The 22,510-nt window shown below is 66.8% G+C and carries 22 protein-coding genes; 11 read left to right on the forward strand and 11 right to left on the reverse strand.

Annotated features, from left to right (window positions below):
- Positions 1-36: 36 nt before the first annotated feature.
- The 5 genes from ACT53N_RS02815 to ACT53N_RS02835 form a co-directional block, all read right to left on the reverse strand.
- Positions 37-1,080, reverse strand: a complete 1,044-nt coding sequence (locus ACT53N_RS02815) for a rod shape-determining protein (RefSeq protein ID WP_004623009.1) — start codon at positions 1,078-1,080, stop codon at positions 37-39.
- A gap of 352 nt (positions 1,081-1,432) precedes the next feature.
- Positions 1,433-2,311 (reverse strand): DMT family transporter, encoded by an 879-nt coding sequence (locus ACT53N_RS02820; RefSeq protein ID WP_476062446.1) that lies wholly within the window; start codon positions 2,309-2,311, stop codon positions 1,433-1,435.
- 123 nt (positions 2,312-2,434) lie between these two features.
- Entirely contained in the window at positions 2,435-4,009 is a 1,575-nt protein-coding gene (locus tag ACT53N_RS02825) for a 2-isopropylmalate synthase (protein ID WP_476062447.1), read from the reverse strand.
- Between the two features lie 87 nt (positions 4,010-4,096).
- Positions 4,097-4,153 carry a hypothetical protein gene (locus ACT53N_RS02830; RefSeq protein ID WP_127847010.1) on the reverse strand — a complete coding sequence of 19 codons (57 nt, stop codon included), beginning with the start codon at positions 4,151-4,153 and terminating at the stop codon, positions 4,097-4,099.
- Positions 4,154-4,249: 96 nt separating this feature from the next.
- On the reverse strand, positions 4,250-6,205 hold the full coding sequence (locus ACT53N_RS02835) for an alkyl/aryl-sulfatase (RefSeq protein WP_476062448.1): 1,956 nt from the start codon (positions 6,203-6,205) through the stop codon (positions 4,250-4,252).
- A gap of 49 nt (positions 6,206-6,254) precedes the next feature.
- On the opposite strand from ACT53N_RS02835, the gene ACT53N_RS02840 reads away from it, so the two are divergent.
- A complete protein-coding gene (locus ACT53N_RS02840; RefSeq protein WP_476062449.1) occupies positions 6,255-6,929 on the forward strand; it encodes a TetR/AcrR family transcriptional regulator in 675 nt (224 codons plus the stop codon).
- On the opposite strand, the gene ACT53N_RS02845 is transcribed toward ACT53N_RS02840, so the two are convergent.
- Positions 6,892-7,611, reverse strand: a complete 720-nt coding sequence (locus tag ACT53N_RS02845; RefSeq protein WP_476062450.1) for a TVP38/TMEM64 family protein — start codon at positions 7,609-7,611, stop codon at positions 6,892-6,894. The genes ACT53N_RS02840 and ACT53N_RS02845 overlap by 38 nt on opposite strands.
- Before the next feature lie 218 nt (positions 7,612-7,829).
- Here ACT53N_RS02845 and ACT53N_RS02850 point away from each other — a divergent pair, with 218 nt between their 5' ends.
- A complete protein-coding gene (locus tag ACT53N_RS02850) occupies positions 7,830-8,492 on the forward strand; it encodes an AAA family ATPase (RefSeq protein ID WP_476062451.1) in 663 nt (220 codons plus the stop codon).
- 9 nt (positions 8,493-8,501) lie between these two features.
- Complete coding sequence (locus ACT53N_RS02855) at positions 8,502-9,041, forward strand: NADPH-dependent FMN reductase (RefSeq protein WP_476062452.1); 540 nt, start codon at positions 8,502-8,504, stop codon at positions 9,039-9,041.
- On the opposite strand, the gene ACT53N_RS02860 is transcribed toward ACT53N_RS02855, so the two are convergent.
- Positions 9,038-9,631 carry a carbohydrate binding domain-containing protein gene (locus tag ACT53N_RS02860; RefSeq protein ID WP_476062453.1) on the reverse strand — a complete coding sequence of 198 codons (594 nt, stop codon included), beginning with the start codon at positions 9,629-9,631 and terminating at the stop codon, positions 9,038-9,040. The two genes, ACT53N_RS02855 and ACT53N_RS02860, sit on opposite strands and share 4 nt — an antisense overlap.
- 263 nt (positions 9,632-9,894) lie before the next feature.
- Between ACT53N_RS02860 and ACT53N_RS02865 the strand changes: the two genes are divergently transcribed.
- Positions 9,895-11,097 carry a pyridoxal phosphate-dependent aminotransferase gene (locus ACT53N_RS02865; protein ID WP_476062454.1) on the forward strand — a complete coding sequence of 401 codons (1,203 nt, stop codon included), beginning with the start codon at positions 9,895-9,897 and terminating at the stop codon, positions 11,095-11,097.
- A 130-nt stretch (positions 11,098-11,227) separates the two neighbouring features.
- On the opposite strand, the gene ACT53N_RS02870 is transcribed toward ACT53N_RS02865, so the two are convergent.
- On the reverse strand, positions 11,228-11,863 hold the full coding sequence (locus ACT53N_RS02870; RefSeq protein ID WP_476062455.1) for a glutathione S-transferase family protein: 636 nt from the start codon (positions 11,861-11,863) through the stop codon (positions 11,228-11,230).
- 171 nt (positions 11,864-12,034) lie between these two features.
- Between ACT53N_RS02870 and ACT53N_RS02875 the strand changes: the two genes are divergently transcribed.
- On the forward strand, positions 12,035-12,937 hold the full coding sequence (locus tag ACT53N_RS02875; RefSeq protein ID WP_476062456.1) for a DUF6807 family protein: 903 nt from the start codon (positions 12,035-12,037) through the stop codon (positions 12,935-12,937).
- A 5-nt stretch (positions 12,938-12,942) separates the two neighbouring features.
- Positions 12,943-13,119 carry a DUF4169 family protein gene (locus ACT53N_RS02880; RefSeq protein ID WP_476062457.1) on the forward strand — a complete coding sequence of 59 codons (177 nt, stop codon included), beginning with the start codon at positions 12,943-12,945 and terminating at the stop codon, positions 13,117-13,119.
- A gap of 4 nt (positions 13,120-13,123) precedes the next feature.
- On the opposite strand, the gene ACT53N_RS02885 is transcribed toward ACT53N_RS02880, so the two are convergent.
- The gene (locus tag ACT53N_RS02885) at positions 13,124-14,635 is read right to left on the reverse strand and encodes a tryptophan halogenase family protein (RefSeq protein WP_476062458.1); all 1,512 of its coding nucleotides are present in this window, start codon (positions 14,633-14,635) and stop codon (positions 13,124-13,126) included.
- Between the two features lie 120 nt (positions 14,636-14,755).
- Here ACT53N_RS02885 and ACT53N_RS02890 point away from each other — a divergent pair, with 120 nt between their 5' ends.
- The gene (locus ACT53N_RS02890; protein ID WP_476062459.1) at positions 14,756-15,001 is read left to right on the forward strand and encodes a ribbon-helix-helix domain-containing protein; all 246 of its coding nucleotides are present in this window, start codon (positions 14,756-14,758) and stop codon (positions 14,999-15,001) included.
- Positions 15,002-15,018: 17 nt separating this feature from the next.
- Here ACT53N_RS02890 and ACT53N_RS02895 read toward each other — a convergent pair whose 3' ends face one another.
- Positions 15,019-15,207 carry a hypothetical protein gene (locus ACT53N_RS02895; protein WP_476062460.1) on the reverse strand — a complete coding sequence of 63 codons (189 nt, stop codon included), beginning with the start codon at positions 15,205-15,207 and terminating at the stop codon, positions 15,019-15,021.
- Positions 15,208-15,352: 145 nt separating this feature from the next.
- On the opposite strand from ACT53N_RS02895, the gene ACT53N_RS02900 reads away from it, so the two are divergent.
- A complete protein-coding gene (locus ACT53N_RS02900; protein ID WP_476062461.1) occupies positions 15,353-17,770 on the forward strand; it encodes an ATP-dependent helicase in 2,418 nt (805 codons plus the stop codon).
- Here ACT53N_RS02900 and ACT53N_RS02905 read toward each other — a convergent pair whose 3' ends face one another.
- Positions 17,771-18,985: a low temperature requirement protein A gene (locus ACT53N_RS02905; RefSeq protein WP_476062462.1), complete on the reverse strand. Its 1,215-nt coding sequence runs from the start codon at positions 18,983-18,985 to the stop codon at positions 17,771-17,773.
- A 56-nt stretch (positions 18,986-19,041) separates the two neighbouring features.
- Here ACT53N_RS02905 and ACT53N_RS02910 point away from each other — a divergent pair, with 56 nt between their 5' ends.
- From ACT53N_RS02910 to ACT53N_RS02920, 3 genes are all read left to right on the forward strand, one after another.
- Positions 19,042-19,554: a hypothetical protein gene (locus ACT53N_RS02910; RefSeq protein ID WP_476062463.1), complete on the forward strand. Its 513-nt coding sequence runs from the start codon at positions 19,042-19,044 to the stop codon at positions 19,552-19,554.
- A 39-nt stretch (positions 19,555-19,593) separates the two neighbouring features.
- On the forward strand, positions 19,594-20,460 hold the full coding sequence (locus ACT53N_RS02915; RefSeq protein ID WP_476062464.1) for a 50S ribosomal protein L11 methyltransferase: 867 nt from the start codon (positions 19,594-19,596) through the stop codon (positions 20,458-20,460).
- Positions 20,461-20,635: 175 nt separating this feature from the next.
- Positions 20,636-22,447: an aminopeptidase P family protein gene (locus ACT53N_RS02920; RefSeq protein ID WP_476062465.1), complete on the forward strand. Its 1,812-nt coding sequence runs from the start codon at positions 20,636-20,638 to the stop codon at positions 22,445-22,447.
- Positions 22,448-22,510 lie beyond the last annotated feature (63 nt).

Raw genomic sequence — 22,510 nt, forward strand, 5'->3', positions numbered from 1 at the left:
GACGCCCCCCGCGGCGCTTCTAGAAGGAATGCCGGCTTAGGCCAGCGTGGATTCCAGGACGCCCTTCATCCACTTGGGATGCTCCAGCACCTTGCCGCAGCCCAAGGCCACGCACGAGAGCGGATCGTCGGCGACCGTAACCGGCAGGCCGGTATGGTCGCGAATTTCGGCGTCCAGGCCGCGCAGCAGCGCGCCGCCGCCGGTCAGCATGATGCCCTTGTCGGCGATGTCCGAGGCCAGTTCCGGCGGGGTGGCTTCCAGGGCCACCTTCACGGCCTCGACGATCTGCCCGACCGGTTCGGCCAAGGCGTCGGCGGCCTGCTTTTCGCTGATGCGGACTTCGCGCGGCACGCCCTGCATCAGGTCGCGGCCCTTGACGTCGATCGACAGCCCCTCGCCGTCAGCCGGCGCGCGGGCGGTGCCGATCTCCTTCTTGATGCGCTCGGCGGTCGTTTCGCCGATCAGTAGGTTATGGTGGCGACGCATGTAGCTGATGATCGCCTCGTCCATCTTGTCGCCGCCGACGCGGACCGAACGCGAATAGACGATGCCCGACAGCGACAGCACGGCCACCTCGGTGGTGCCGCCGCCGATGTCGACCACCATCGAGCCGGTCGGCTCGTGGATCGGCAGGCCGGCGCCGATCGCGGCGGCCATAGGCTCGTCGATCAGGCCGACGCGGCGGGCCGAGGCGTTCAGGCAGCTGTCGTTGATGGCGCGACGTTCCACGGCGGTGGCGCCCGACGGCACGCACACGATCACCTTCGGGTTCACGAAGCCCTTGCGGTTGTGAACCTTGCGGATGAAGTACTTGATCATCTCTTCGGCGACTTCGAAGTCGGCGATCACGCCATCGCGCATCGGGCGGATGGCTTCCATGTGGCCCGGCGTACGGCCCAGCATCTGCTTGGCCTCGATACCCACGGCATGGACGATCTTGCGACCACCAACATTCCGAAGCGCCACCACCGACGGCTCGTTCAGAACGATCCCCTTGCCCTTCATGTAGATGAGGGTGTTGGCGGTTCCGAGGTCGATGGCGATGTCGTTCGAGATCACGCCGAAGAGGGAAGAAAACATTGAAAGCCCTGACTGAGGGGTAGGAGGGGCGTAACGAGCGGTCGGATCGAAGGGCAGATCGTTGAAGAAGGGCCAATTCCGTCTCGAAGACGGCGTCGGCGGAGAAGAAAAGGCTCCTACTTCAATTCAATGCGAGGACAACATGATTCCCGCATTTGGCGGATTTCGATCCGGTCCGCGCGTCCAGCCGCCCGACGGGAGCGCCGCCCCCTGGCCGCGCCGTCGTCCGAGCGACGAGAAACGCGCTGACGTCGCCCGTTTGCCCTGCGAAAGCGTTGATTTCAAGGTCTATTCGCGGGGCTTTTGAAGGCTTTTACAACCAAGCCGGTCAAGCATCCGAAAGTGGCGAAATCTAGCCGAGCGCCGCCATGACAACGCCGACCGCCGTTATGGCCCCGGCGACGATCTGCAAGGCCGTCAGGCGCTCCTTGAACAGACGTCTGCCCGCGATGGCCGCGATCGGCATCTCGACCACGCCGACCGCCCTCACCGGCCCCACGGGCGACAGCGCCATGGCGGTGAACCAGAGGCCCGAGGCCGCCGCCCCGCAGAAGCCCGCGCCCAGAGACTGACGCCAGGCGGCGATGACGGCCCTGAGCGCTCCGCGATCACGCCAGGCGAGGTAGCTCGTCAGCGCCGCCGTCTGGATGGCCTGAACCACCATCACCGTGACGAAGGCCGAGGCGGCCGGATGGGCCGGCTCGAACGCTAGGCTGGCTTGCCGGAAGCAATTGGCGCTCAGCGCGAAGATCGCGCCCGATCCCAGCCCCGCAAGAACCGCGCCCCTGCGGAGCGTGACCTCGCCGCGCGGCCAGGTCAGGATCGCAAGGCCGAGTGAGGCGATCAGGCCACCGGCCCAGGTCACCGGGCCGACATGATCGCCAAAGAACAGAACGCCCCAGACCAGCGCGAACGGAAGGCCGCTCTGCTGCATCGCGGTGCCCAGCGCGAAGGTCGACCGCTGCATGGCGGTCAGCAGGGCCGCCGTCGCGGCGATCTGCAGCCCCGCCCCCGCTGCGCAGGCCAGCCAGAAGTGCGCCGTGGGATGCGCCGTCGCTCCGGGAGTCATCAGCCAAGCGGTCGCTGCAAACACCGTCGCGAAGGGCAGTCCGAACAGAAACCGCACCAGGGTCGCGCCCCAGGGGCCGGCGTCGCCCATGATCGAACGCTGGGCCGCGTTGCGCGCCACCTGAAGGGCGGCCGCGCCGATGGTGATCGGGATCCAGATCAAACGCCCCCCCCTCTCCGCGATACGCGAAGAGCCGCTTCAAAACGCGCGTGCGTTCGCACGGCCATGGCGGGCCGGCAAGATTGACGGACAGGATCAACCTGTCCGTCGCAATAGCGCTTGGGGTTAGAACCCGCTGGCGATCGCCGCCTCGGGCCGGCTCTTTTCCTTGCGGGCGAAGAGGTTGTTCAGCGCGTTGACATAGGCCTTGGCCGAAGCCGTCAGCGTATCAGTGTCGGCGGCCGCGCCGGTGGCGATGCGGCCGTCCTCCTCCAGACGCACCGAGACCTGGGCCTGGGCGTCAGTGCCCTCGGTCACGGCGTGCACCTGGAAGAGGCGCAGGGCGGCGCTGTGCGGCACGATCTTGTGGATGGCGTTGAACACCGCGTCGACCGGGCCGTCGCCGGTCGCCTCGGCGGTGCTGGGGACGCCGTCGATGTCCAGGGTCAGTTCGGCCGACTGGCCGTCAGTGCCGGCCACGACGCGCAGGCGCGAAACGCGGATCTTTTCCGAGCCGCGGGCCAGGGCGTCGTCGACCAGGGCGACGATGTCGTCGTCAAAGACGTGCTTCTTCTTGTCGGCCAGTTCCTTGAAGCGGCCGAAGGCGTCGTTCAGCGCGTTCTGGCCCAGCTCATAGCCCAGGGCCTTCAGCTTCTCGCGGAAGGCGTGGCGGCCCGAGTGCTTGCCCATGACCAGGTTCGTGGCGCCCTGCCCCACGTCCTCAGGCTTCATGATCTCGTAGGTCTCGGCGTTCTTGAGCATGCCGTCCTGGTGGATGCCGCTCTCGTGCGCGAAGGCGTTCTTGCCGACGATCGCCTTGTTGAACTGCACCGGGAAGCCGGTGATGGCCGAGACGTAGCGGCTGGCGCGGGTGATGTGCACCGGATCGACGTTGGTGCCGTAAGGCAAGTGGTCGCCCCGCACGCGCAGAGCCATGACGATCTCTTCCAGCGCGGCGTTGCCGGCGCGTTCGCCAATGCCGTTGATCGCGACCTCGACTTGGCGCGCGCCGCCTTCGATGGCGGCGATCGAGTTGGCGACCGCCAGACCCAGGTCGTTGTGGCAGTGGGCCGAGAAGATCGCCTTGTCGGCGCCCGGAACGCTGGTGATCACGTCGCGGAACAGCTCGCCGTATTCCGAGGGGTACGAATAGCCGACCGTGTCGGGCAGGTTGATCGTGGTGGCGCCAGCCTTAATGGCGGCCTCGACGCAGCGCTTCAGGAAGTCGCGCTCGGTGCGGGTGGCGTCCTCGGCCGACCACTCGACGTCGCCCACCAGGTTGCGGGCGTGGCTGACCGAGCGGGTGATCGCCTCCAGCACCGCGTCCGGCTCCATCTGCAGCTTGTACTTCATGTGCACAGGGCTGGTGGAGATGAAGGTGTGGATGCGGCCGCGCTTGGCGCGGCGAACGGCCTCGGCGCAGCGATCAATGTCGCCGGCGGCGGCGCGGGCCAGGCCGCAGACGGTGCTTTCGGTGATCAGTTCGGCGATCTGGCGGACGGCTTCGAAGTCGCCGTTCGAGGCGATCGGGAAGCCGGCCTCGATGACGTCGACCCCCATCTCCTCGAGGATCTTGGCCAGTTCCAGCTTTTCTTCCAGCGACATGGAGGCGCCGGGCGACTGCTCGCCGTCGCGCATGGTGGTGTCAAATACGACGACGTTGTCGCGCTTGCTGATAGCGCCAGCGGGTGCGGTGGTCATAGGAGTACTCGTCGAAAGGGGTGTGTCTGCGTGCGGGCTGCGGGTTCAATCATCCCCTGTGCGCCCGGCCACGACGATGCGCGGCCCCTAGAGCGCCCAGGGGCTGATAAGCCGAAGCGAAAGCAGGTCGCGCGCGACAGTCATGCCTGACTTTCTACACAGAGCCCCTGAATCGAGCAAGCAATTTGCGCCGCCCGAACAATCAGTCGCGAGCGGCGCAAGTTCCTTCCCCGTATTGGCCTATTGAGGGCGCGTTACGATCGGGAAGTCGGTCGGGAAGGTGTCAAACCATCCTGCAAGCCGCGCCATCGCCGCCCGATCACCCTCCAGCTTCACCTCGCCCTTCAAGATCTTGGGCAGCAGCGACGCGCCGCCGAACAGGGAGGCCAGAAAAACGGGCCGGTCGACCGTCAGCGTCGCATCCGCCCCCTCCCCGCCCGTCGAAGGCTGTGCGACCAGCACCCCATTGCGGACCTCGACCAGGAACCGCTCCTTACGGTCGGGGAAGTCGAACACCATCCGCAGCCGCGCGTCCTTCGCCTTTTCGGCGTTGAGACGGATCGCCAGCACATCGAAGATCATCTGGCTCTCAAGCGCGGCGATCATGTCCAAGGGAGCCATGGAAGGCGGCAACTTGCGCACGCCGCCCCGCAACTCGTCGGACGCCGTCAGATACATGTTCCGCCAGAGCGAATTCTCGGTCTGATAGCCAAGCTGATCATAGACGCTGGACAGCAGGCGCTTGGCTTCTTTGTCGCCGTCGTTGGCCATGACCGCGTGGTTCAGAAGCGTGGCCGCCCAGCCATAGTCGCCCTTCGCGGCGGCCTCAGTGGCCATCGCCTTGACCTTGGCGGCCCCGCCCATCGCGACCACGTAGCGCTTGCCCGCGTCCGCGGGCGGTGACGGGATGAGATGCGCCGGATTAGCGTCGTACCAGCCCATGTAGCGTTGATAGACCGCCCGGCTGTTGAAGCTCATCGACCCATAGTAGCCGCGATTGAACCAGTCCTTGGACAAGCTGGGCGGCAGCTGGATCTTGGCGGCGATCTCGTCGCCGGTCAGGCCCTGGTTCATCATGCGCACCGTCTGGTCGTGAAGATACTTGTAGGCGTCGCGGTGGCTGGCCAGGAAATCCTTGACGACCGGACCGCCGAACCGCGGCCACCCATGACTGGTGATCATGATGTCGGAGACGTCGCCGAACAGGCGCAGCGCCTCGGTCAGGCCGTCGGCCCAGGCCTTGCTGTCGCGGACAAGGGCGCCGCGCGGGGTCAGGATATTGTGCATCGAGACATTGGCGTTCTCGGCCATGTCCAGGATGCGCAGCTCGGGGAAATAGAGGTTCATTTCGGCCGGGGCTTCGGTCGAGGGCGTGTACTGGAACCGCACCTTCACGCCATCCAGCGTCAGTTCCTGACCGGTATGATCAACGATGACGGTCGGCGGGATCAGGGTGATCGAGCCACGGGCGATGTTCTGGCCGATGCCGGCGGTGATCTGCCCCTCGACGCCTGGCGGCAGCATGACGCCGAACTGGTACTGCGCGCGCCGGCTCATGGCGTTGCCGGCCACGATGTTCTCGGCGGCGACCTCCTCCATGAAGCCCTTGGGCGCGACGATCGGAACCTTGCCGCTCTTGACGTCGGCCTCGTCGACGACGCCACGGACGCCGCCGAAGTGGTCGCTGTGGCTATGGGTGTAGACTACCGCCGTCACGGGCAGCTTGCCCAGCTTCTCGTTGACCAGATCCAGCGCGGCGCGCGCCGTCTCCTGCATGGTCAGGGGATCGATGACGATCCAGCCCGTGTCCCCGCGCACGAAGGTGATGTTCGAGATGTCAAAGCCGCGCACCTGATAGACCCGGTCCGACACCTGGTAGAGCCCGTGCTTGGACAGCAGCTGAGCGTGACGCCACAGGCTCGGGTTCACGGTCGCCGGCGGTTCGGCCTTCAAGAAGTCGTAAGCGGCGAGATTCCAGGCCGCCTGCCCATCGGCGCGCTTGATCACCGGGTCTGAGCGCGTCCCCAAGAACCCCTTGTCGGCGAAATCGAAGTCCTGACGGTCGTTCGTCGGCAGGGTCTGGGCGAAAGCTTTCTGTCGCTCGACTGTGACGGGCGACGCCGGGTCCCGAGCCTCGGCGGCGCCGGCCGCCATCAGCATCACCAGCGCGGTGGCCGCGAACATCCCCTTGCGCATCTCACTCCCCATTATTTGAAACTTTATAGTTTCATTCTACATAGCATCGATGAGCTTGATCGCGAAAGCCCCCGTCTCCGGTACGCCAAGAGGCCGTCCCGGCCAGCCGAAGCCGCGTGTGGACAAGGCCGCGCGCGGCCTCGCCGTGCTGGAGGCCGCCGTCGAGGTCTTCGCCGAAAAGGGGCTGCAGTCAGCGACCATGCAGGACGTCGCCGACCGGATGGGCGTGGCGAAGATCCTGATCTATCGCCTCTATCCGTCGCGTCAGGCGCTGATCGACGCGCTGTTCGGCGACATGCTAGCGCGCGTCGAGGCCGAAGCCGGTCGCCCGTGGGGCGGCTATGGCTCGAGCATCGCCCGGCTGGTCACGATGTCGCGCGTCAATCCCAAACTCGCGTTGTTGTTGCTTCGCGACGCACGCGGCGCGCCCGAGGCCGCAGCCTGGCGTGCAGCGCTCGAAGCCCTGCTGACGCGTCTGATCGAACCCTTCGTCGCCCCGCCCGCCGACGCCTCAGACACCGCGCGCGCCACCTGCCGCCACGCGGCGCGAACCTTTATGCCGTTCGTGATTGAGGCCTGGGCCGCCGGGATCGAAGCCAGCGACGGCATGGACGACGACACCCGCACCCGCTGGTTCGGCGAGATCGTGCGCGCCTGGCGAGAAGCGACCTATGCGGCGGCGGGCCTCAGCCCCCTTCCGCTTCCCCCGCCTCACGCCGCTTGAGCCAGGCGCGGCTGAGCAGACCCATGGCCAGCCAGATCACGATCGCCAGGGCGATCATCGCGATATGCTGCTTGCCCCCGCCGCGCATGGCCTGAACGATCGAGTTTCCAGCGAAGGCGGTCAGGGCGATCTTTGGAACGATGCCGATGGCCGTGCCGGCGGCGAAGTCGCGCAGCCGCATCGGCGTCACGCCGGCCGCCATGTTGACGACGATGAACGGCGCGCTGGGCACCAACCGCACTATCAGGCTGGCCATGAAGCCGTTCTTGCCGATCATCCGCATGAACTTGTTGACGCTCTCGCCTGCGAAGTCACGCAGGATCCGCGCGCCATACGCGCGGCCCAGCCAGAAGCCGACCAGCGACGAGACCAGGGTGCCGACCCAGCTGTAGGCGAAACCCGTCCAGGGCCCGAAGGCCACGACCGCCGCAGCGATCAGCACGAACTGCGGCACGCCCAGAAAGGCCATGACCGCGAAGACAGCGATGGCGACAGGCAGCGCCCAAGGTCCGCTGGCCGCCACCAGCCAGTGCTCGACCGCCGCTTCGCCGTTGACGCCTAGCAGTTGCGCGCCAAACAGGAAGACTAGGCCAACCCCGCCGAACAAGACGAACGACACCGCCACCATGCGCCAGGCGCGGGCGTCCATATTGGTCACGAAGTCGATGAAGCGGCGGATCACGGGCCCTCCTCGCCCAAGCGCCTTCGGGGGTCAAGCGGCGCAAGGCGGACAGCTGCAAACGAAACGGGCGTTTTTCGGGCCGATACCTCCAAACCGCGATCCGGGGACGCCCTTATTCGCCCGTGGCGACATTTGTGTTGCGCGCCCTTCACATGACAGCGTTACTTATCCACAGGCTGCAAGGCCCGCAAACCTTGGCCTGTTAAGGAGTCGCGGACGTGAAAACCCTGGCTGTCATTTCCCGCAAGGGCGGCGCGGGCAAGACGACGCTCTCGGTCAATCTGGCGATCACGGCGCATCTGACCGGTCTTCGCGTCATGCTGGCCGACATCGATCCGCAACGCTCCGCGTCGGACGCCATCAGAGCCCGCGTCGGCGAAGGTCCGACGCTTGCCGAGATCAATGCGGGAAAGCTGTTCTCGACCCAGGTTCAGGCTCAGAACACCGACTTCGACGCCCTGGTCATCGACACGCCCGCCTCGCCGGAATCTGACGTCTTGCAGGCGATCAACTGCGCCGACCTCTGCGTGCTGGTCTGCCGCCCGACCTTCCTGGACATCGCCTCGGTCGTCCGCTCGGCCGAAGCGGTCCGCCGTCTGGGTAAGAAGGGCTTGATCGTCCTGAGCCAGGCGCCGCCGCGTCGCAACGGCGTGGAGCCGCCGGCCGTGCTGAAGGCCGCCGAGGCGTTGCGCTTCACGGGGATGCCCCTCGCCGCGGTCGGTCTGCGCGCCCGCACCGCCTTCCAGCAGTCGATCGCCCATGGCCGTTCGGTCTGCGAGTGGGATCCGGGATCGCCCGCCGCCGAGGAAATCTCGCGTCTCTGGGGTCTGCTGGCGCCAATGCTGCTGGGTCAAGGGGACATCCAGGTCCGGGCGGGCTAGCCTGCGCCCATGAAGATTCTGGCCGTCTCGGGCAGCTTGCGCGCCGCCTCCTACAACACCGCGCTGCTGCGCGCGGCCGGCGAACTCGCGCCCACGGGCGTGGAGATCGAGATCTTCCGCCTGCACGACCTCCCCTTCTTCAACGAGGATGTGGAGGCGGAGGGCGACCCGCCGCCCGTCGTCGCCTGGAAGGATGCGGTCCGTGCGGCCCCGGCCCTGCTGATCGCCTGCCCGGAGTACAATGGCGGCCTGACCGCGTCGTTGAAGAACGCGATCGACTGGGCCTCGCGCGGCAAGCCTGCGCCCCTGGACGGCAAGATCGCCTGTGCGATGGGGGCCAGCCCCGGGATCACCGGGACGGTCCGCGCGCAGGACGCCCTTCGCCTCAACCTGCGTCGCGCCGGCTGCGACCTGGCTCCGCTGTCGGAGATCCTGGTCGGCCAGGCCCATACCAAGATCGAAAATGGCGTACTGACGGACGAGCGCACTCGCCAGGCGATCACGCGCCACCTGGCGAGCTTCGTCGAGATTGTCAGGGCGCGGGCCTAACCGCCCGCCAGCTTGCGCAGGTCGTAGTCGGGTCCAAAGTTCAGCACGAACAGCGCGCCCAGCAGCACCGTCTGCTTGGCCGAGCCCAGATGCAGGCCGACAGCACCGGCGCCCGCTGGAATATCGATCATGGCGCGGCCGGGCACGGTGTACATCTTCCACTCGCCGCCGACCTTGATCCCGCCCTGCAGCGCCGCGTCATAAGGCGCCGAGGACTGCTGGATGCGGACGGCGGGAATGTCGGCGCTGGCCGGACCACCGTCGACAGGCTCGGCCTTGGCCCAGAACGCCACCAGCAGCACGTCGCCCTTGGTGATCTTGCCGGTCAGGGGCTGCGACGCCCCAACGTCCCAGGGGTTGGCGCTGGCGCTTTGCACCTCGACCTTGGTCGCCCCACCGCCCTGGACGGTCTTGTCCTTTACCGCCGCGCTCTTCTGGCCAGCGCCATAGACGCCCCAAGTCGCCGAAGGCTGGTTGATCGCCTTTTGCATGATGTCGCCATCGCTGGACTGCCGCGCCAGACCCGGCGAGGCGGCGCCGATCGCCAGCGCCAAGGCGGCCAGCGCGATGTACAGAAGCTTCCATTTCATAGGCGGTGTTCCCCCTGCGTGGCCGTCCTACGGCCGTGCGTTTCCCCCGAGGATCGTCCGCGTTTCCCGGGATCGATCCTACAAATGGTAGCGGTATCTCCGAGGGCGTTCGGGCGCAAGAACCCTCAGACGCGAAGTTCGCCAAAATGTCTCAAACCACGACCGTGTCGCGTTGCACCCTGGCGAACGGGGGCGTAAACACCGCCGCAATCCTGAAAACGGTCCTGTTGTTCGGACCAGGCAACACAGGGGAGTCCTGCAAGATGTCGCTCGAGTCCGCCGCCCTGCGGCGCATCGCACCGTCGGCCACCATCGCAATCAGCGCCAAGGCGCGCGCGCTGAAAGCCGCCGGTCGTGACGTGATCGCCCTTTCTGCGGGCGAGCCCGACTTCGACACGCCGGACAATATCAAGAACGCCGCCATCGAGGCCATCAAGGCCGGCAAGACCAAGTACACCGACCCCGACGGCATGCCCGAGCTGAAGGCGGCCATCTGCGCCAAGTTCAAGCGTGAGAACGGTCTCGAGTACAAGCCGAGCCAGATCCACGTCGCCCCGGGCGGCAAGCCGGTGATCTACAACGCCCTGGTCGCCACCCTGAACCCGGGCGACGAGGTGATCATCCCCGCGCCGTACTGGGTGTCGTACCCCGACATGACCCTGCTGGCCGGCGGGACGCCCGTCTCGGTGGAGACCACCGCCGAGAGCGGCTTCAAGATCACCCCGGCGGCTCTGGAAGCGGCGATCACGTCCAAGACCAAGTGGCTGATCATCAACAGCCCGTCGAACCCGTCGGGCGGCGCCTACACCCGCGCCGAGCTGCAGGCGATCGCGGACGTGCTGCTGCGCCACCCGCAGGTCTGGGTGCTGACCGACGACATGTACGAACACCTGGTGTTCGACGACTTCGAGTTCACCACCATCGCCCAGGTCGAGCCCAAGCTCTATGACCGCACCCTGACGATGAATGGCGTCTCGAAGGGCTATTCGATGACCGGCTGGCGCATCGGCTACGCCGGCGGTCCCGAGCCGCTGATCAAGGCCATGGGCAAGATGATCAGCCAGACGACCTCGAACCCCTGCTCGATCTCGCAGTGGGCCGCGCTCGAGGCGCTGAACGGCACGCAGGACTTCATCAAGCCGAACGCCAAGCTGTTCCAGGAACGCCGCGACCTCGTCGTGTCGATGCTGAACCAGGCCACCGGCCTGCACTGCCCGACCCCGGAAGGCGCGTTCTACGTCTATCCCTCGTGCGCCGGCCTGATCGGCAAGACCGCGCCTTCGGGCAAGGTCATCGCGAGCGACGAAGACTTCGCGACCGAACTGCTGGAGTCTGAGGGCGTAGCCGTCGTGCACGGCGCGGCGTTCGGCCTGTCGCCGTTCTTCCGCATCAGCTACGCCACCAGCAGCGACGTGCTGGAAGACGCCTGCTCGCGCATTCAGCGCTTCTGCGCGGCGGTGAAGTAGTCCTCAAATCCTCACCCTAACGGGGAGGTGTCGGCTCGAAGAGACGACGGAGGGGGAACAGGCACGATAGCTCGCGCTTCCCCCTCCGGCCTTCGGCCTCCTCCCCCGCTGGGAGGAGGATTTTCAAGATCTATCCCCTGATCCAGTCCGTCAGACCCTCGCGAGCGTGGACCTCGATCAACGCTGGTCGCTGGCGCACGCGATCCAGATAGCGTTTCAGGTTCGACCACTCGGTCGCCGGCTTGGGCATGTTGCGCGTCCAGCGGCAAAGGATCGTCGTCAGCAGGTCCACCGTCGTGAAGGTGTCCCCAACCACGACGTCCCGATCGGCGAGGCGGGCGTCCAGCCGCGCCAAACCCTCTTCGATCTTGGCGCGCGCCGCGGCCTGCACCGCCGCCTGCGCCTCGCCGCCGGCGGGCTCATGCGGATAAAACCAGGCTCTGAAGTGGGGTTGAAAGCTGTTGGCCAGCCAGAAGCTCCAGCTGAGATAGGCCGCCCGTTCGGGTGAGCCCACGGGCGGCGCAAAGCCGGCTTCAGGGTGGCGTTCGGCCAGCAATGTGGCGATCGCCGCCATCTGGGTGACGGGCGCGCCGTCCACGATCAGGGTGGGCACCACGCCGTCGGGATTGATCGCCAAGTAGTCGGCCGTCTTGTGCTCACCGTTGTCGAAATCCAGGAGTCGGATCTCAAACGGCACGTCCAGTTCCAGGAGAAGCCAGTGGATAGCCGTACCGGCCGTGCTCGGCGAACCGTAGAGCGTGTACATCGCGTCTCCTTCCGTGGGTCGAGGCGGATAGACGACGGCTTCGCGACCGGGGTCAAGGCGGCTTGGACCGCAGTGACTGTGGCGCCAGCGCGCACAACCGGCGAAACTTCCCGCTTGCTATGCACGCCAAGATTGTTCTTGATACGTTCACGTCATGCCCGGGAGATCTGCATGCGCCTCCTTACGCTCCTCGTCGCCGCCATGCTGGCGGCGTCCGGGTCCGCTCTCGCTGATCCGGCGATCGGCAAACGGGTCGAGGCGGTCTTCGCAGACGATGCGGTGACCCTGACCGAGGCCGGCAAGACAGTGCTGGTCTATCGCACCAAGCCGCTGGATGCGGGGAACGAGCCGGGCCGCGCAAACTATGTCAGCCCGCTCTACGCGCCGGACGGAACGGCGCTTACCGAGGACAAGCCTGGAGATCACCCGCACCACCGGGGTCTCTGGTGGGCCTGGATGAAGGTGCAGGTGGACGGCAAGTCGGTCGCCGACGGCTGGTATATGAAAAACCTGTCGTACTTTGTTCGCGAGAAGCGCTTTTTGGGCGACGCGGAGGGCGGCGGGACCCTGACGGTGGAGGTCGACTGGATCGTCAATTCGGGGCCGGAGTTGGCCTACATCGCCCGCGAGGTCACCCAGGTGATCATCAGGCCGCTTAAGGGCGGCGTGCGGCGTGTGGAGTTCGAAACCACAATCACCGCCCGCGTCGACGCGCTTGGCCTGGGCGGCAGCGAGGATGACAGAGGTTTTGGCGGCTTCTCGATCCGCTTGGTAGACCCCGAGCACCTAGCCTTCGCCTCGTCTGGAAAGACGCTCACTCCCAATGGAGCCGCGCTCAAGGCAGGGCCATCGATGGGCTTCGCCTGGGCGGGCGGCTCGAATTCTCCGGCCTGGACAGTCGGACTTGCCTGCAAGGCCAATGGAGAGGCGGTGACGCGCTGGATGCTGTACAATGAGCGCTCGATGCAGAACTGCGTGTTCCCCGGCCGTGCGCCCCTGATCCTTAGGAAGGACCAGGCGCTTCGGCTCCAAGAGACAGTCGTGATCCGCCCCGCCAACAAGAAGAAGCCCTGAGATCGATGGCCGAAATCGTCAATCTGAACCAGGCCCGGAAGGCCAAGACCAAGGCCGACGATAAGGCGCGCGCCGCCGAAAACCGCGCCCGCTTTGGCCGCACCAAGGCGGAAAAGACGCTCGACGCCGCACGCGCCGACAAGCTTCGCCGCGATCTCGACGGCGCCAAGCGCGAAGACTGAGCCCTTAGGCGTCCGGCTCCGCCCAAGCGCCTGTGTCCTGAAGGTAGACTTCGTGGGGCGGCAAGCCTTCGACCAGTCTGCGAAGCCGCCGGGCTGTCGCGGCGTACTCTGCGGCCAAGGCGGCGGTGTTCACACCGTCGTACAGCGGACTGGCTCGCCGCGGCCGAATTCCCTGCCCGTGCATCACCGCAAGCCAGGACGAGGTCGAAAACAGCTCATCACTGCCGCTGACCAAGACGCCGCGCTCGGCGTAGAGGGCCACACGCTCGGACAGGCTGTCGGGGATCGGCATGGTGCGGACATAGTCCCAGAACGGGTCTCCGACCCGCCGCGTCGCGTGATAGTGCAGAATGATGAAGTCGCGGATCAGCTCGCCCTCGGCCTTGACCGCAGCGTTGTAGCCCGCCCGCAGAACCGGACTGAACGATCGGTCCGGGAAGAACTTCAGCAGGGCCTGCAGACCGGAATGAACCATATGCAGGCTCGTCGACTCCAGCGGCTCGATGAACCCGCTGGCCAGACCCAGGGCGACGACATTGGCTTTCCAGGCGGCCCGACGCCGACCCGTCACGAACCGCAGCTTGCGCGGTTCGGCCTCCAGGTCGCCGTCCAAGCCGTCACGCAAAACCGTCTCGGCGCGATCATCGTCGGTGAAGGCGCTGGAATAGACATAGCCGTTGCCGGTGCGGTGTTGCAGCGGGATCCGCCAGCGCCAACCGGCCTCTTGGGCGATCGACTGCGTGTAGGGAACGGCGGGTCCGACCTTGGCGCAGGGGGCGGCGATGGCGCGATCGACCGGCAACCAGCGACTCCAGTCGTCATAGCCGGCCGCCAGGGCGCCCTCGATCAGGAGTCCCCGAAACCCCGAACAGTCGATGAAAAGCTCACCCTCGACCTGGCGCCCGTCCTTCAAACGCAAGCACTCGACAAAGCCATCCTCGGGCCGCTGATCGACAGCAACGACCTCGCCTTCGATCCGCCGAACGCCGCGCCCCTCGGCCAATCGCCGGAGAAAGCGGCCATAGAGCACCGCATCAAAATGATAGGCCGACATCAGCTGTGACAGCGGCGTCGCGGGGTCAGTGGCGGTTGGCCCGGCCCGGCCTTGCCGGGCGGCCAGGGCGCAGACCGAATAGTCTTCCAGGCTCGCGTCGGGATCGGCGGCCATCAACCGCAGAAAATGCTGCGGGAATACGCCGAGCGTCGGCTGGCCGCCCAGAACACCGAACGGATGCAGGTAGCGCTCGCCCGAACAACCCCAATCGACAAACTCGATGCCCAGCTTCAGCGTGGCGCGCGTCGCGCGCATGAAAGCCGGCTCCTTGAGCCCAACCATGGCGTTGAACTGTCGGATCGCAGGAATGGTCGCCTCGCCCACCCCGACCACGCCGATCTCGGCGGACTCGACCACCGTGACAGCGCATCGCTTGCCCAAGGCGGCGTTGAGCAGCGCGGCGGCCATCCAGCCCGCGGAGCCGCCGCCAAGGATAACGATCGACTGAATCGCCTCGCCCATGAGTCTCTGTCCGCCCTCCCCGAGCCTAGAGACCGCTTTGTCGGCCATCCGTGCGTCGGACGCCAGCCGCTTGCGCCTCACACCCAAGTGCGCGATGTCCAGCGCTCAGGAGACCGTCCCATGCCAGGCCTTCGCAAACGCTCGGTGAACCTTGTCGGCCACGCCACCTCTCTGGCTCTAGAGCCAGAGTTCTGGGCGGTCCTCGAAGCCGCAGCTGTTGCAGGGGGCCACAGCCTCGCGGCCTTGATCCAGAGCGTCGACCGGGAACGGGGCGAGCGGCCGCTGGCGTCGGCGTGCAGGGTCTTCGCGCTCGAGCACGTCGCTCAAAACCCGCTGACGCCAGCGGCCTCGCCCGTCATCGATTGAGCGCGGCGCCGCCGGAACTAGCCGCCCGCCGGCTTGGGCGCATCCGGCAGCTTCGGCGCAGACGCCGAGATATCGACGTCGACCTTCTTCTCCTGCGTGAACCCGCCGGACATCATGAAAAAGGCGAGCACGGCCACGACGACGACGAGCGCGCCAACGATGAACGCCAGCCCACTGTTCCCACCACGATTGGCGCCTTCAGCCATCTGTATCTCCTCGCCCTACGGCAATGTCTGTGATGGCCCATCAACGGCGCGAGATATGGGAAGTTCCCGCAGGCTTGAGGGCTTGCAACAGACAGACACACGGCGAAGGGCTTAAGCCCGGCGCGCTTTGTGCTACATATGTTCCATGTTTCCCGACACCGACTCGCCGAGCCCCACCGAGGAATTCCCCGGCGACCTGCCCGCTCCGCGCATTTCCGACCTCGCCCGAGCCCGCCCGCCCGCTGGCGCCGCGCCCGGCTACCTCGACGGCCTGAACCCCGAGCAGCGCGAAGCGGTGGAGACCACCGAGGGTCCGCTGCTGGTGCTTGCCGGCGCCGGCACGGGTAAGACCCGCGTCTTGACCACACGCCTGGCCCATATCCTGGCCACCGGCCGCGCCCGTCCGTGGGAGCTGCTGGCTGTCACCTTCACCAACAAGGCCGCCCGCGAGATGCGCGAGCGGATCACCCACATCATCGGCCCGGAGGCTGAGGGCCTGCGCTGGCTGGGCACGTTCCATTCGGTGGCCGCACAGATTCTGCGCCGCCACGCCGAGCTGATCGGGCTGAAGTCGAACTACACGATCATCGACACCGACGATCAGGAGCGCTTGCTCAAGCAGTTGATCGAGGCCGAGAACATCGACGCCAAGCGGTGGACGCCCCGCATCCTGTCGCAGATCATCGACGGCTGGAAGAACCGCGGCTGGACGCCTGATCGGGTGCCGACCAGCGAAGCCGGCGAGTTCGCAAACGGCAAGGGGATCAGCCTCTATCGGCAGTATCAGGAGCGCCTTCGCATCCTGAACGCCTGTGATTTCGGCGATCTTTTGCTGCACAATATCAGCATCTTCACAGGCCATCCTGACGTGCTGGACGAGTTCCAGAAGCGCTTCAAGTACGTGATGGTCGACGAGTACCAGGACACCAACGTCGCCCAGTACCTGTGGCTACGCCTGCTGGCCCAGGGCCGCCAGAACGTCTGCTGCGTGGGCGACGACGACCAGTCGATCTACGGCTGGCGCGGGGCTGAAGTGGACAACATCCTGCGCTTTGAGCGCGACTTCCCGGGCGCCAAGGTCGTGCGCCTGGAGTGCAACTACCGCTCCACCGAGCACATCCTGGCCGCCGCGTCGGGCCTGATCACCGCCAACAAGGGGCGTCTGGGCAAGACCCTGTGGACCCCGTCCAAGGGCGGCGAGAAGGTCAAGGTGTCAGGCGTCTGGGACGGCGAAGCCGAAAGCCGGATGATCGCCGACGAGATCGAGCGCGCCAAGAAGGCCGGTCGCAAGTACAGCCAGATGGCGATCCTTGTCCGCGCCAGCTTCCAGATGCGCGCCTTCGAAGAGCGCTTCGTGATGCTGCAGATCCCCTACAAGGTGGTCGGCGGCCCGCGCTTCTTCGAGCGCGCCGAAATCCGCGACGCCCACGCCTATCTGCGTCTGATCCAGTCGCCCGACGACGATCTGGCCTTCGAGCGGATCGTCAACACGCCCAAGCGCGGCATCGGCGACACCAGCGTTCAGAAACTGCTGCAAATCGCTCGCCTGGAAGGGATTTCCACCGTCGACGCCGCCCGCGCGATCATCGCCAGCGACGAGCTGCCGGCCCGTACCCGCACCGCACTGAGCAACTTTATCCGCGATCTGGACCGCTGGCGTTCGCTGGTCGGGACCGTGCATCACCAGCGCCTGCTGGAAACCGTGCTGGAGGAAAGCGGCTATACCGACGCCCTGCGCCTCGACAAGGGCCCGACCAGTCAGACGCGCCTCGAAAACCTGAAGGAACTGGTCCAGTCGATGGGCGCGTTCGATACGCTTGAGGGCTACCTGGAACACGTGTCGCTGGTCATGGATCTCGATCGCGAGGCCACCGGCGACGCGGTCTGGATCATGACCCTGCACTCGGCCAAGGGCCTGGAGTTCCCGTTGGTCTTCCTGCCCGGCTGGGAGGAAGGCGTGTTCCCCAGCCAGCGCAGCATGGACGACAAGGGTGAGAAGGGCCTCGAGGAAGAACGGCGTCTGGCCTATGTCGGCATCACCCGCGCCCGTGAGGAAGCCCGCATCAGTTTCGTGGCCAACCGCCAGGTCTATGGCCGCTGGACGTCGCAACTCCCCAGCCGCTTTGTCGACGAACTGCCGATCGCCCACGTCGATGCGGCCTCGGAGACCGGCTACTACGGCGGCGGCCCGGGCATGCAGTCGACGGCCGCCTCGCGCTGGGACGATCCGGGCGCCAGCGCCTTCCAGGCCGGCAGCTACGACAGCCCCGGCTGGAAGCGGGCCCAGGAGCGCACCTCGGGCTTTGGCGAACGTGGCGGATCTTGGCGCGGGATCCAGGGCGTGCGCGCCGGTTCGGCGGCGCGTGCGGCCCCGATCGAGGGCGAAGGCCGCCTGGTCGCGGTCTCCGCCCCGACCAACAGCGCCTATTCGCGCGGCGACCGGGTGTTCCACGTCAAGTTCGGCTACGGCAAGGTCACCGGTATCGAAGGCAACAAGCTCACGGTCGCCTTTGACAAGGCCGGCGAGAAGAAGGTCATCGACAGCTTCGTCGAGAAAGCCTGATCACCCCTCGGGCTTTAGCCCAGGGCGGACGCCGTCATGCTCCGGCTGCGCCTCGCTGGGGCGCGGCCCCAGCGTCTCCCAGACGCCGACGGCGATCAAAACCAGGGTTGTCAGCCACGATAGCGCCAGCGGCTGAAGATATGGCGACGCCACGCCCAATCCCGCCAGCCCAGCCAGACCCAGAAGGCGCGGCCGCGACCAGCGGCGGAACACCGCCCGCTTGAACAGAAGCGCGCCGAGCAGGAACAGCGCGGGTCCGCCAATCAGCGCCAGCGCCACCTTGGTCTCCATGTGGCCGATAGGGTGATGGATCACCCACTCGTCGCCGACGGCGGTCACGATGATCCCGGCGATGATGGGCAGATGGGCGTAGGTATAGGCCACGCGGGCGATCGCGCCCGGATCGCTCGACTCAGCGATCGCCTTGCTAGCCGCCTCGGCCGTGGACGAGAAGTAGATCCACCACATGGTCAGGCTGCACAGGAACGCGCCGGTGAAGGCGGCCATCACCGACGCCTCCCACTCCAGGCCAATGACAGTCGATCCCGAGATGATGATCGACTCGCCCAGCGCGATGATCGTGAACAAGGCGCAGCGCTCGGCCATGTGGCCGCCCTCGACGTTCCACTCCGAGGTCTTGGTGCGACCAAGGCCAGGGGTCCAGAAACCCACGGCCGGCGAGACATACTCGATCGCCAGCGCCAGGCCCCAGACCAGCAGTCGCCCCTCTCCCTCGACGAACGCGCCGGTGATCCAGAAAACCCCGGCGAAGGACAGCCAGGCGGTGATCCGCAGGAAGTTGGCGCGGTGCCCTTCGTCCTTCCAAGCCGTCCACAGGAAGAAGGCGCTGCGCCCCACCTGGATGAAGACGTGAGCTGCGGCGAAGGCCAGGCCGCGCGCGCCGAAGGCGTCGGGGATCGAAGCCGCCAACACCATGGCCGCCGCCATCATCACGAACAGCATCAAGCGGACAGGCCCCCGCTCGGGATCCAGCCAGTTCGTCACCCAGGCGGTGTAGATCCACGACCACCACACCGCCAGCAGCAGCACGGCCGCATGCAGGACCCCAGGTCCATCCGGGTGCTTCAAGACAACGTGCGAGAGCTGGGTCACCGCGAAGACGAAGACCAGGTCAAAGAACAGCTCGGCATAGGTGACCCGCGCATGCTCCTCGGCATTGCGGGCGCGCAGCAAGCTGGGAACGGTCTTGGCCATGCCTGTCATCCTAACGCATCAGCGGCCGCCGGGAATGGAGAACCAAAATCTGCCTGATGCGCTATGCCGACATGCAACGCCTGAACCGCATGATCGCCCCGCTCAAGGCCTTCGGCGCGACACGACCTGTCGCCTTTGGCGCGCCGCTCTGCGCATTTGTTGGCGCGCTCGCCGGCTTGGCCATGCAGACAGGCCCGCAAGACGGCCCATTCCAGCCGGACATGGAACCGACGCGGACCAGGATGGAGGCCACCGCTGAGCCTATTATCTATCCGTCAGGCGATCTTCCCGACTACGTGGTTGGAACCGATTTTCTCAAGGCGACCCAGGCCCCGCCGGTCACCTACGCCAGCTATAAGCCGCCGCCCCTGCCCCCGCCGCCGGAGCTTCCAGCCTATGTCCCTGCGCGTCACGTCGCCGCCGACGTTCCCGCCGGGCCCGAGCGCGCGCACTGGGCGTCGGAACGCGGCGACATCCTCGATACGTCTCTTCCCGAGGATCGTCTGTCAGCCCCGGCGGACACCCTGATGCTCGCCGACGCGGCCGCCACGGGCATGACCTCGCGCTGAAGGCTCGCTTTTCAACGACTTTGCCGCTAACGGAGCGGCATGACCGACTATACGCCCCAGCAGATCGTCGCCCGTGGCTCGCGCGTCGAGGCCGAGACCGCCGCCGACGCCATCGACAACCATCCGGGCCTGGAAGGCGCGACCTACTCGATCCTGGAAGAGGACGAGGACAAGAACGTCTGGCGCATCGACGCCTTCCCGACGACCGACGAGGAAGACGCCAGCCTGATGGCGTTGCTGGGCGAATACGACCTAAAGGTTTCCCGCGACACCCTGGCCGACGCCGACTGGCTGGCCATGGCCCTGTCGGGTCTGCCGCCCGTGCGCGCCGGCCGCTTCTTCGTCTACGGCATGCACGACCGTGGCCGCCTGCCGGCCAGCACCGTCAACCTGCGGATCGAGGCCGGCGCGGCATTCGGCACCGGCCACCACGGCACCACCGTCGGCTGCCTGCAGGCCTATGACCGCCTGATCAAGGCGCGCAAGTTCAACAAGGTGCTCGACGTCGGCGCCGGCACCGGCCTGCTGGCCATCGCCGCCGCTCGTACCGGCGCCAAACTGGCCGTCGGCACCGACATCGACAAGCCCAGCGTGCGAATCTCCAAGGAGAACGCCCAGGTCAACAAGGCCAATGCGCGCTTCGTCCACGCCTCGGGCCTTTCGAACCGTCTGGTCGCCGAGAACGCGCCCTACGACCTCGTCTTCGCCAACATCCTGGCCCGCCCGCTGATCAGCCTCGCGCAAGACATCAAGCGCGCCCTCGTCCCCGGCGGCACTGTGATCCTGTCCGGCCTGCTGCGCACCCAAGAGCGGATGGTCAAGGCCGCCTACCTTTCGCGCGGCTTCAAGGTCGTGACCCGCATCCACCGCGACGCCTGGGCGACGCTGGTGCTGCAGCGGCCGTAGACAGTCGAAATCCAAATCCTCCCCCTCGCGGGGGAGGTGGCCCGAAGGGCCGGTGGGGGAAGGTCTGCAAAGCTTGCCTCTTCCCCCTCCGTCGTCTCTTCGAGCCGACACCTCCCCCGCTTGGGGGAGGATAGAACATCTTCCCTGCGCGCCCGGAGAGGCCTAAATCCTCCCCATGCGCCAGACCTTCGACGAATCCACCGATCCCTCCTTCGGCCCCAAGCACGTCCCGCTGATCCGCCAGGCCATGGCGGCGCAGGGGCTGGACGGCTTCCTCGTGCCGCACGAGGACGAACACCAGAACGAGTACCTGCCCGCCGCCAATGACCGGCTGGCCTGGGCCAGCGGCTTCACCGGCTCGGCCGGTGCGGGCGTGATCCTGAAGGACCGCGCCGCCGTCTTCGTCGACGGCCGCTACACCCTGCAGGTCCGCGAGCAGGTCGACCAGGGCGTGTTCGAGATCCGTGACCTCGTCGAGGGCGGCGTCCCGGACTATCTGGAAACCGTGTCGAAGGGCGCCGTGATCGGCTATGACGCTCGCCTGCACAGCCCCGCCGCTCTGGACGGCCTGAAGGCCGCCGCCACTCGCGCCGGAGCGACACTGAAGCCTGTCGCCGCCAACCCGGTCGACCAGGCCTGGGGCGAGGCTCGCCCGCCGCAGCCCATGGCGCCGGTAGTCCCTCAGCCGCTCGAGCACGCCGGCGAAGAGTCCAGCGCCAAGCGCGCCAGGGTCGGCGCTTCGGTCGCAGCGCTGGGCGCCGACGCGGCGGTGATCACGGCTCCGGCCTCGATCGCCTGGTTGTTCAACGTGCGCGGCGGCGACGTCATCCGCACCCCGCTGCCGCTGTCGCAGGCCATCCTGAACGCCGACGGCACGGCGCGCCTGTTCCTGGAGCCGGCCAAGGTCACGACAGACCTGCCGGCCTGGCTCGGCAACCAGGTCTCGCTGGAGACCCCGGACAAGCTCGAAGCCGCGCTCGCCGACCTCTCGGGCAAGAGTGTCGTCGTCGATCCGGCCCAGTCCTCGGCCTGGTACTTCGACGTCCTGACCGCCGCCGGCGCCAAGGTCGTGCGGGCGATGGATCCCTGCACCCTGCCGCGCGCCTGCAAGAACGCCGTCGAGCTGGAGGGTACGCGCGAGGCGCACCGCCGCGACGGCGCGGCCCTGACGCGTTTCCTGCACTGGCTGGCGACCGAGGGCCAGATCAACCCGCCGGACGAGAAGGAAGCCGTCGCCAAGCTTGAAGCCTTCCGTGAAGCCACCGGCGTGCTGAAGGACCTTTCCTTCGACACCATCGGCGCGGCCAACGGCCACGGCGCCCTTCCCCACTACCGCCCGACCGAGCGGTCCAACGAGCGCGCCAAGATGGGCTCGTTGCTGCTGGTCGACAGCGGCGGTCAGTATCTGGACGGCACGACGGACGTCACCCGCACGGTGGCGATCGGCGAGCCCACGGCTGAGATGGTCCAGCGCAACACGCTCGTGCTGAAGGGCCATCTGGCCATCGCTCGCCTCCGCTTCCCGGCCGGCACCACCGGCTCGGCCATCGACGCCCTGGCGCGGATGGCCCTGTGGGCGCATGGCCTCGACTATGACCACGGCACCGGCCACGGCGTCGGCGTCTATCTGGGCGTCCACGAGGGACCGCAGCGAATTTCGAAGGCGCCGAACACCATCGCCCTGCAGCCGGGCATGATCGTCTCGAACGAGCCCGGCTACTACAAGGACGGCGAGTACGGCATCCGGATCGAGAACCTTGAGGTGGTCATGCCCGCCGAGGACCTGCCCGGCGGCGAGCGGCCTATGCACCGCTTCGAGGCCCTGACCCTGGCCCCGATCGACCGTCGCCTGATCGACAAGGCGCTCCTCACCAACGAAGAAATCGCCCAGTTCGACGCCTATCACGCCCGGGTGCTGCGCGAGATTGGGCCTCGGGTTGAGCTTGAGGTTAGGACCTGGATGGAACAGGCCTGCGCGCCGCTTTAGGCGCGAGATCCTCTGCCCAAGGGAGAGGTGTCGGCGGAGTCGACGGAGAGGGAAGTCGCAAGC

It is taken from the genome of Caulobacter sp. DMC95 (assembly GCF_056313785.1).

What these genes read in the sequence shown, in the direction of transcription:
- ACT53N_RS02890 (WP_476062459.1), top strand. Translation starts at nt 14,756, where the DNA reads ATGCCAGGCCTTCGCAAACGCTCGGTGAACCTTGTCGGCCACGCCACC.
- ACT53N_RS02870 (WP_476062455.1), bottom strand. Translation starts at nt 11,863, where the DNA reads ATGTACACGCTCTACGGTTCGCCGAGCACGGCCGGTACGGCTATCCAC.
- ACT53N_RS02855 (WP_476062452.1), top strand. Translation starts at nt 8,502, where the DNA reads ATGAAGATTCTGGCCGTCTCGGGCAGCTTGCGCGCCGCCTCCTACAAC.
- ACT53N_RS02825 (WP_476062447.1), bottom strand. Translation starts at nt 4,009, where the DNA reads ATGACCACCGCACCCGCTGGCGCTATCAGCAAGCGCGACAACGTCGTC.
- ACT53N_RS02880 (WP_476062457.1), top strand. Translation starts at nt 12,943, where the DNA reads ATGGCCGAAATCGTCAATCTGAACCAGGCCCGGAAGGCCAAGACCAAG.
- ACT53N_RS02860 (WP_476062453.1), bottom strand. Translation starts at nt 9,631, where the DNA reads ATGAAATGGAAGCTTCTGTACATCGCGCTGGCCGCCTTGGCGCTGGCG.
- ACT53N_RS02900 (WP_476062461.1), top strand. Translation starts at nt 15,353, where the DNA reads ATGTTTCCCGACACCGACTCGCCGAGCCCCACCGAGGAATTCCCCGGC.
- ACT53N_RS02915 (WP_476062464.1), top strand. Translation starts at nt 19,594, where the DNA reads ATGACCGACTATACGCCCCAGCAGATCGTCGCCCGTGGCTCGCGCGTC.
- ACT53N_RS02875 (WP_476062456.1), top strand. Translation starts at nt 12,035, where the DNA reads ATGCGCCTCCTTACGCTCCTCGTCGCCGCCATGCTGGCGGCGTCCGGG.
- ACT53N_RS02885 (WP_476062458.1), bottom strand. Translation starts at nt 14,635, where the DNA reads ATGGGCGAGGCGATTCAGTCGATCGTTATCCTTGGCGGCGGCTCCGCG.
- ACT53N_RS02815 (WP_004623009.1), bottom strand. Translation starts at nt 1,080, where the DNA reads ATGTTTTCTTCCCTCTTCGGCGTGATCTCGAACGACATCGCCATCGAC.
- ACT53N_RS02910 (WP_476062463.1), top strand. Translation starts at nt 19,042, where the DNA reads ATGCGCTATGCCGACATGCAACGCCTGAACCGCATGATCGCCCCGCTC.
- ACT53N_RS02895 (WP_476062460.1), bottom strand. Translation starts at nt 15,207, where the DNA reads ATGGCTGAAGGCGCCAATCGTGGTGGGAACAGTGGGCTGGCGTTCATC.
- ACT53N_RS02835 (WP_476062448.1), bottom strand. Translation starts at nt 6,205, where the DNA reads ATGCGCAAGGGGATGTTCGCGGCCACCGCGCTGGTGATGCTGATGGCG.
- ACT53N_RS02865 (WP_476062454.1), top strand. Translation starts at nt 9,895, where the DNA reads ATGTCGCTCGAGTCCGCCGCCCTGCGGCGCATCGCACCGTCGGCCACC.
- ACT53N_RS02905 (WP_476062462.1), bottom strand. Translation starts at nt 18,985, where the DNA reads ATGGCCAAGACCGTTCCCAGCTTGCTGCGCGCCCGCAATGCCGAGGAG.
- ACT53N_RS02840 (WP_476062449.1), top strand. Translation starts at nt 6,255, where the DNA reads ATGAGCTTGATCGCGAAAGCCCCCGTCTCCGGTACGCCAAGAGGCCGT.
- ACT53N_RS02920 (WP_476062465.1), top strand. Translation starts at nt 20,636, where the DNA reads ATGCGCCAGACCTTCGACGAATCCACCGATCCCTCCTTCGGCCCCAAG.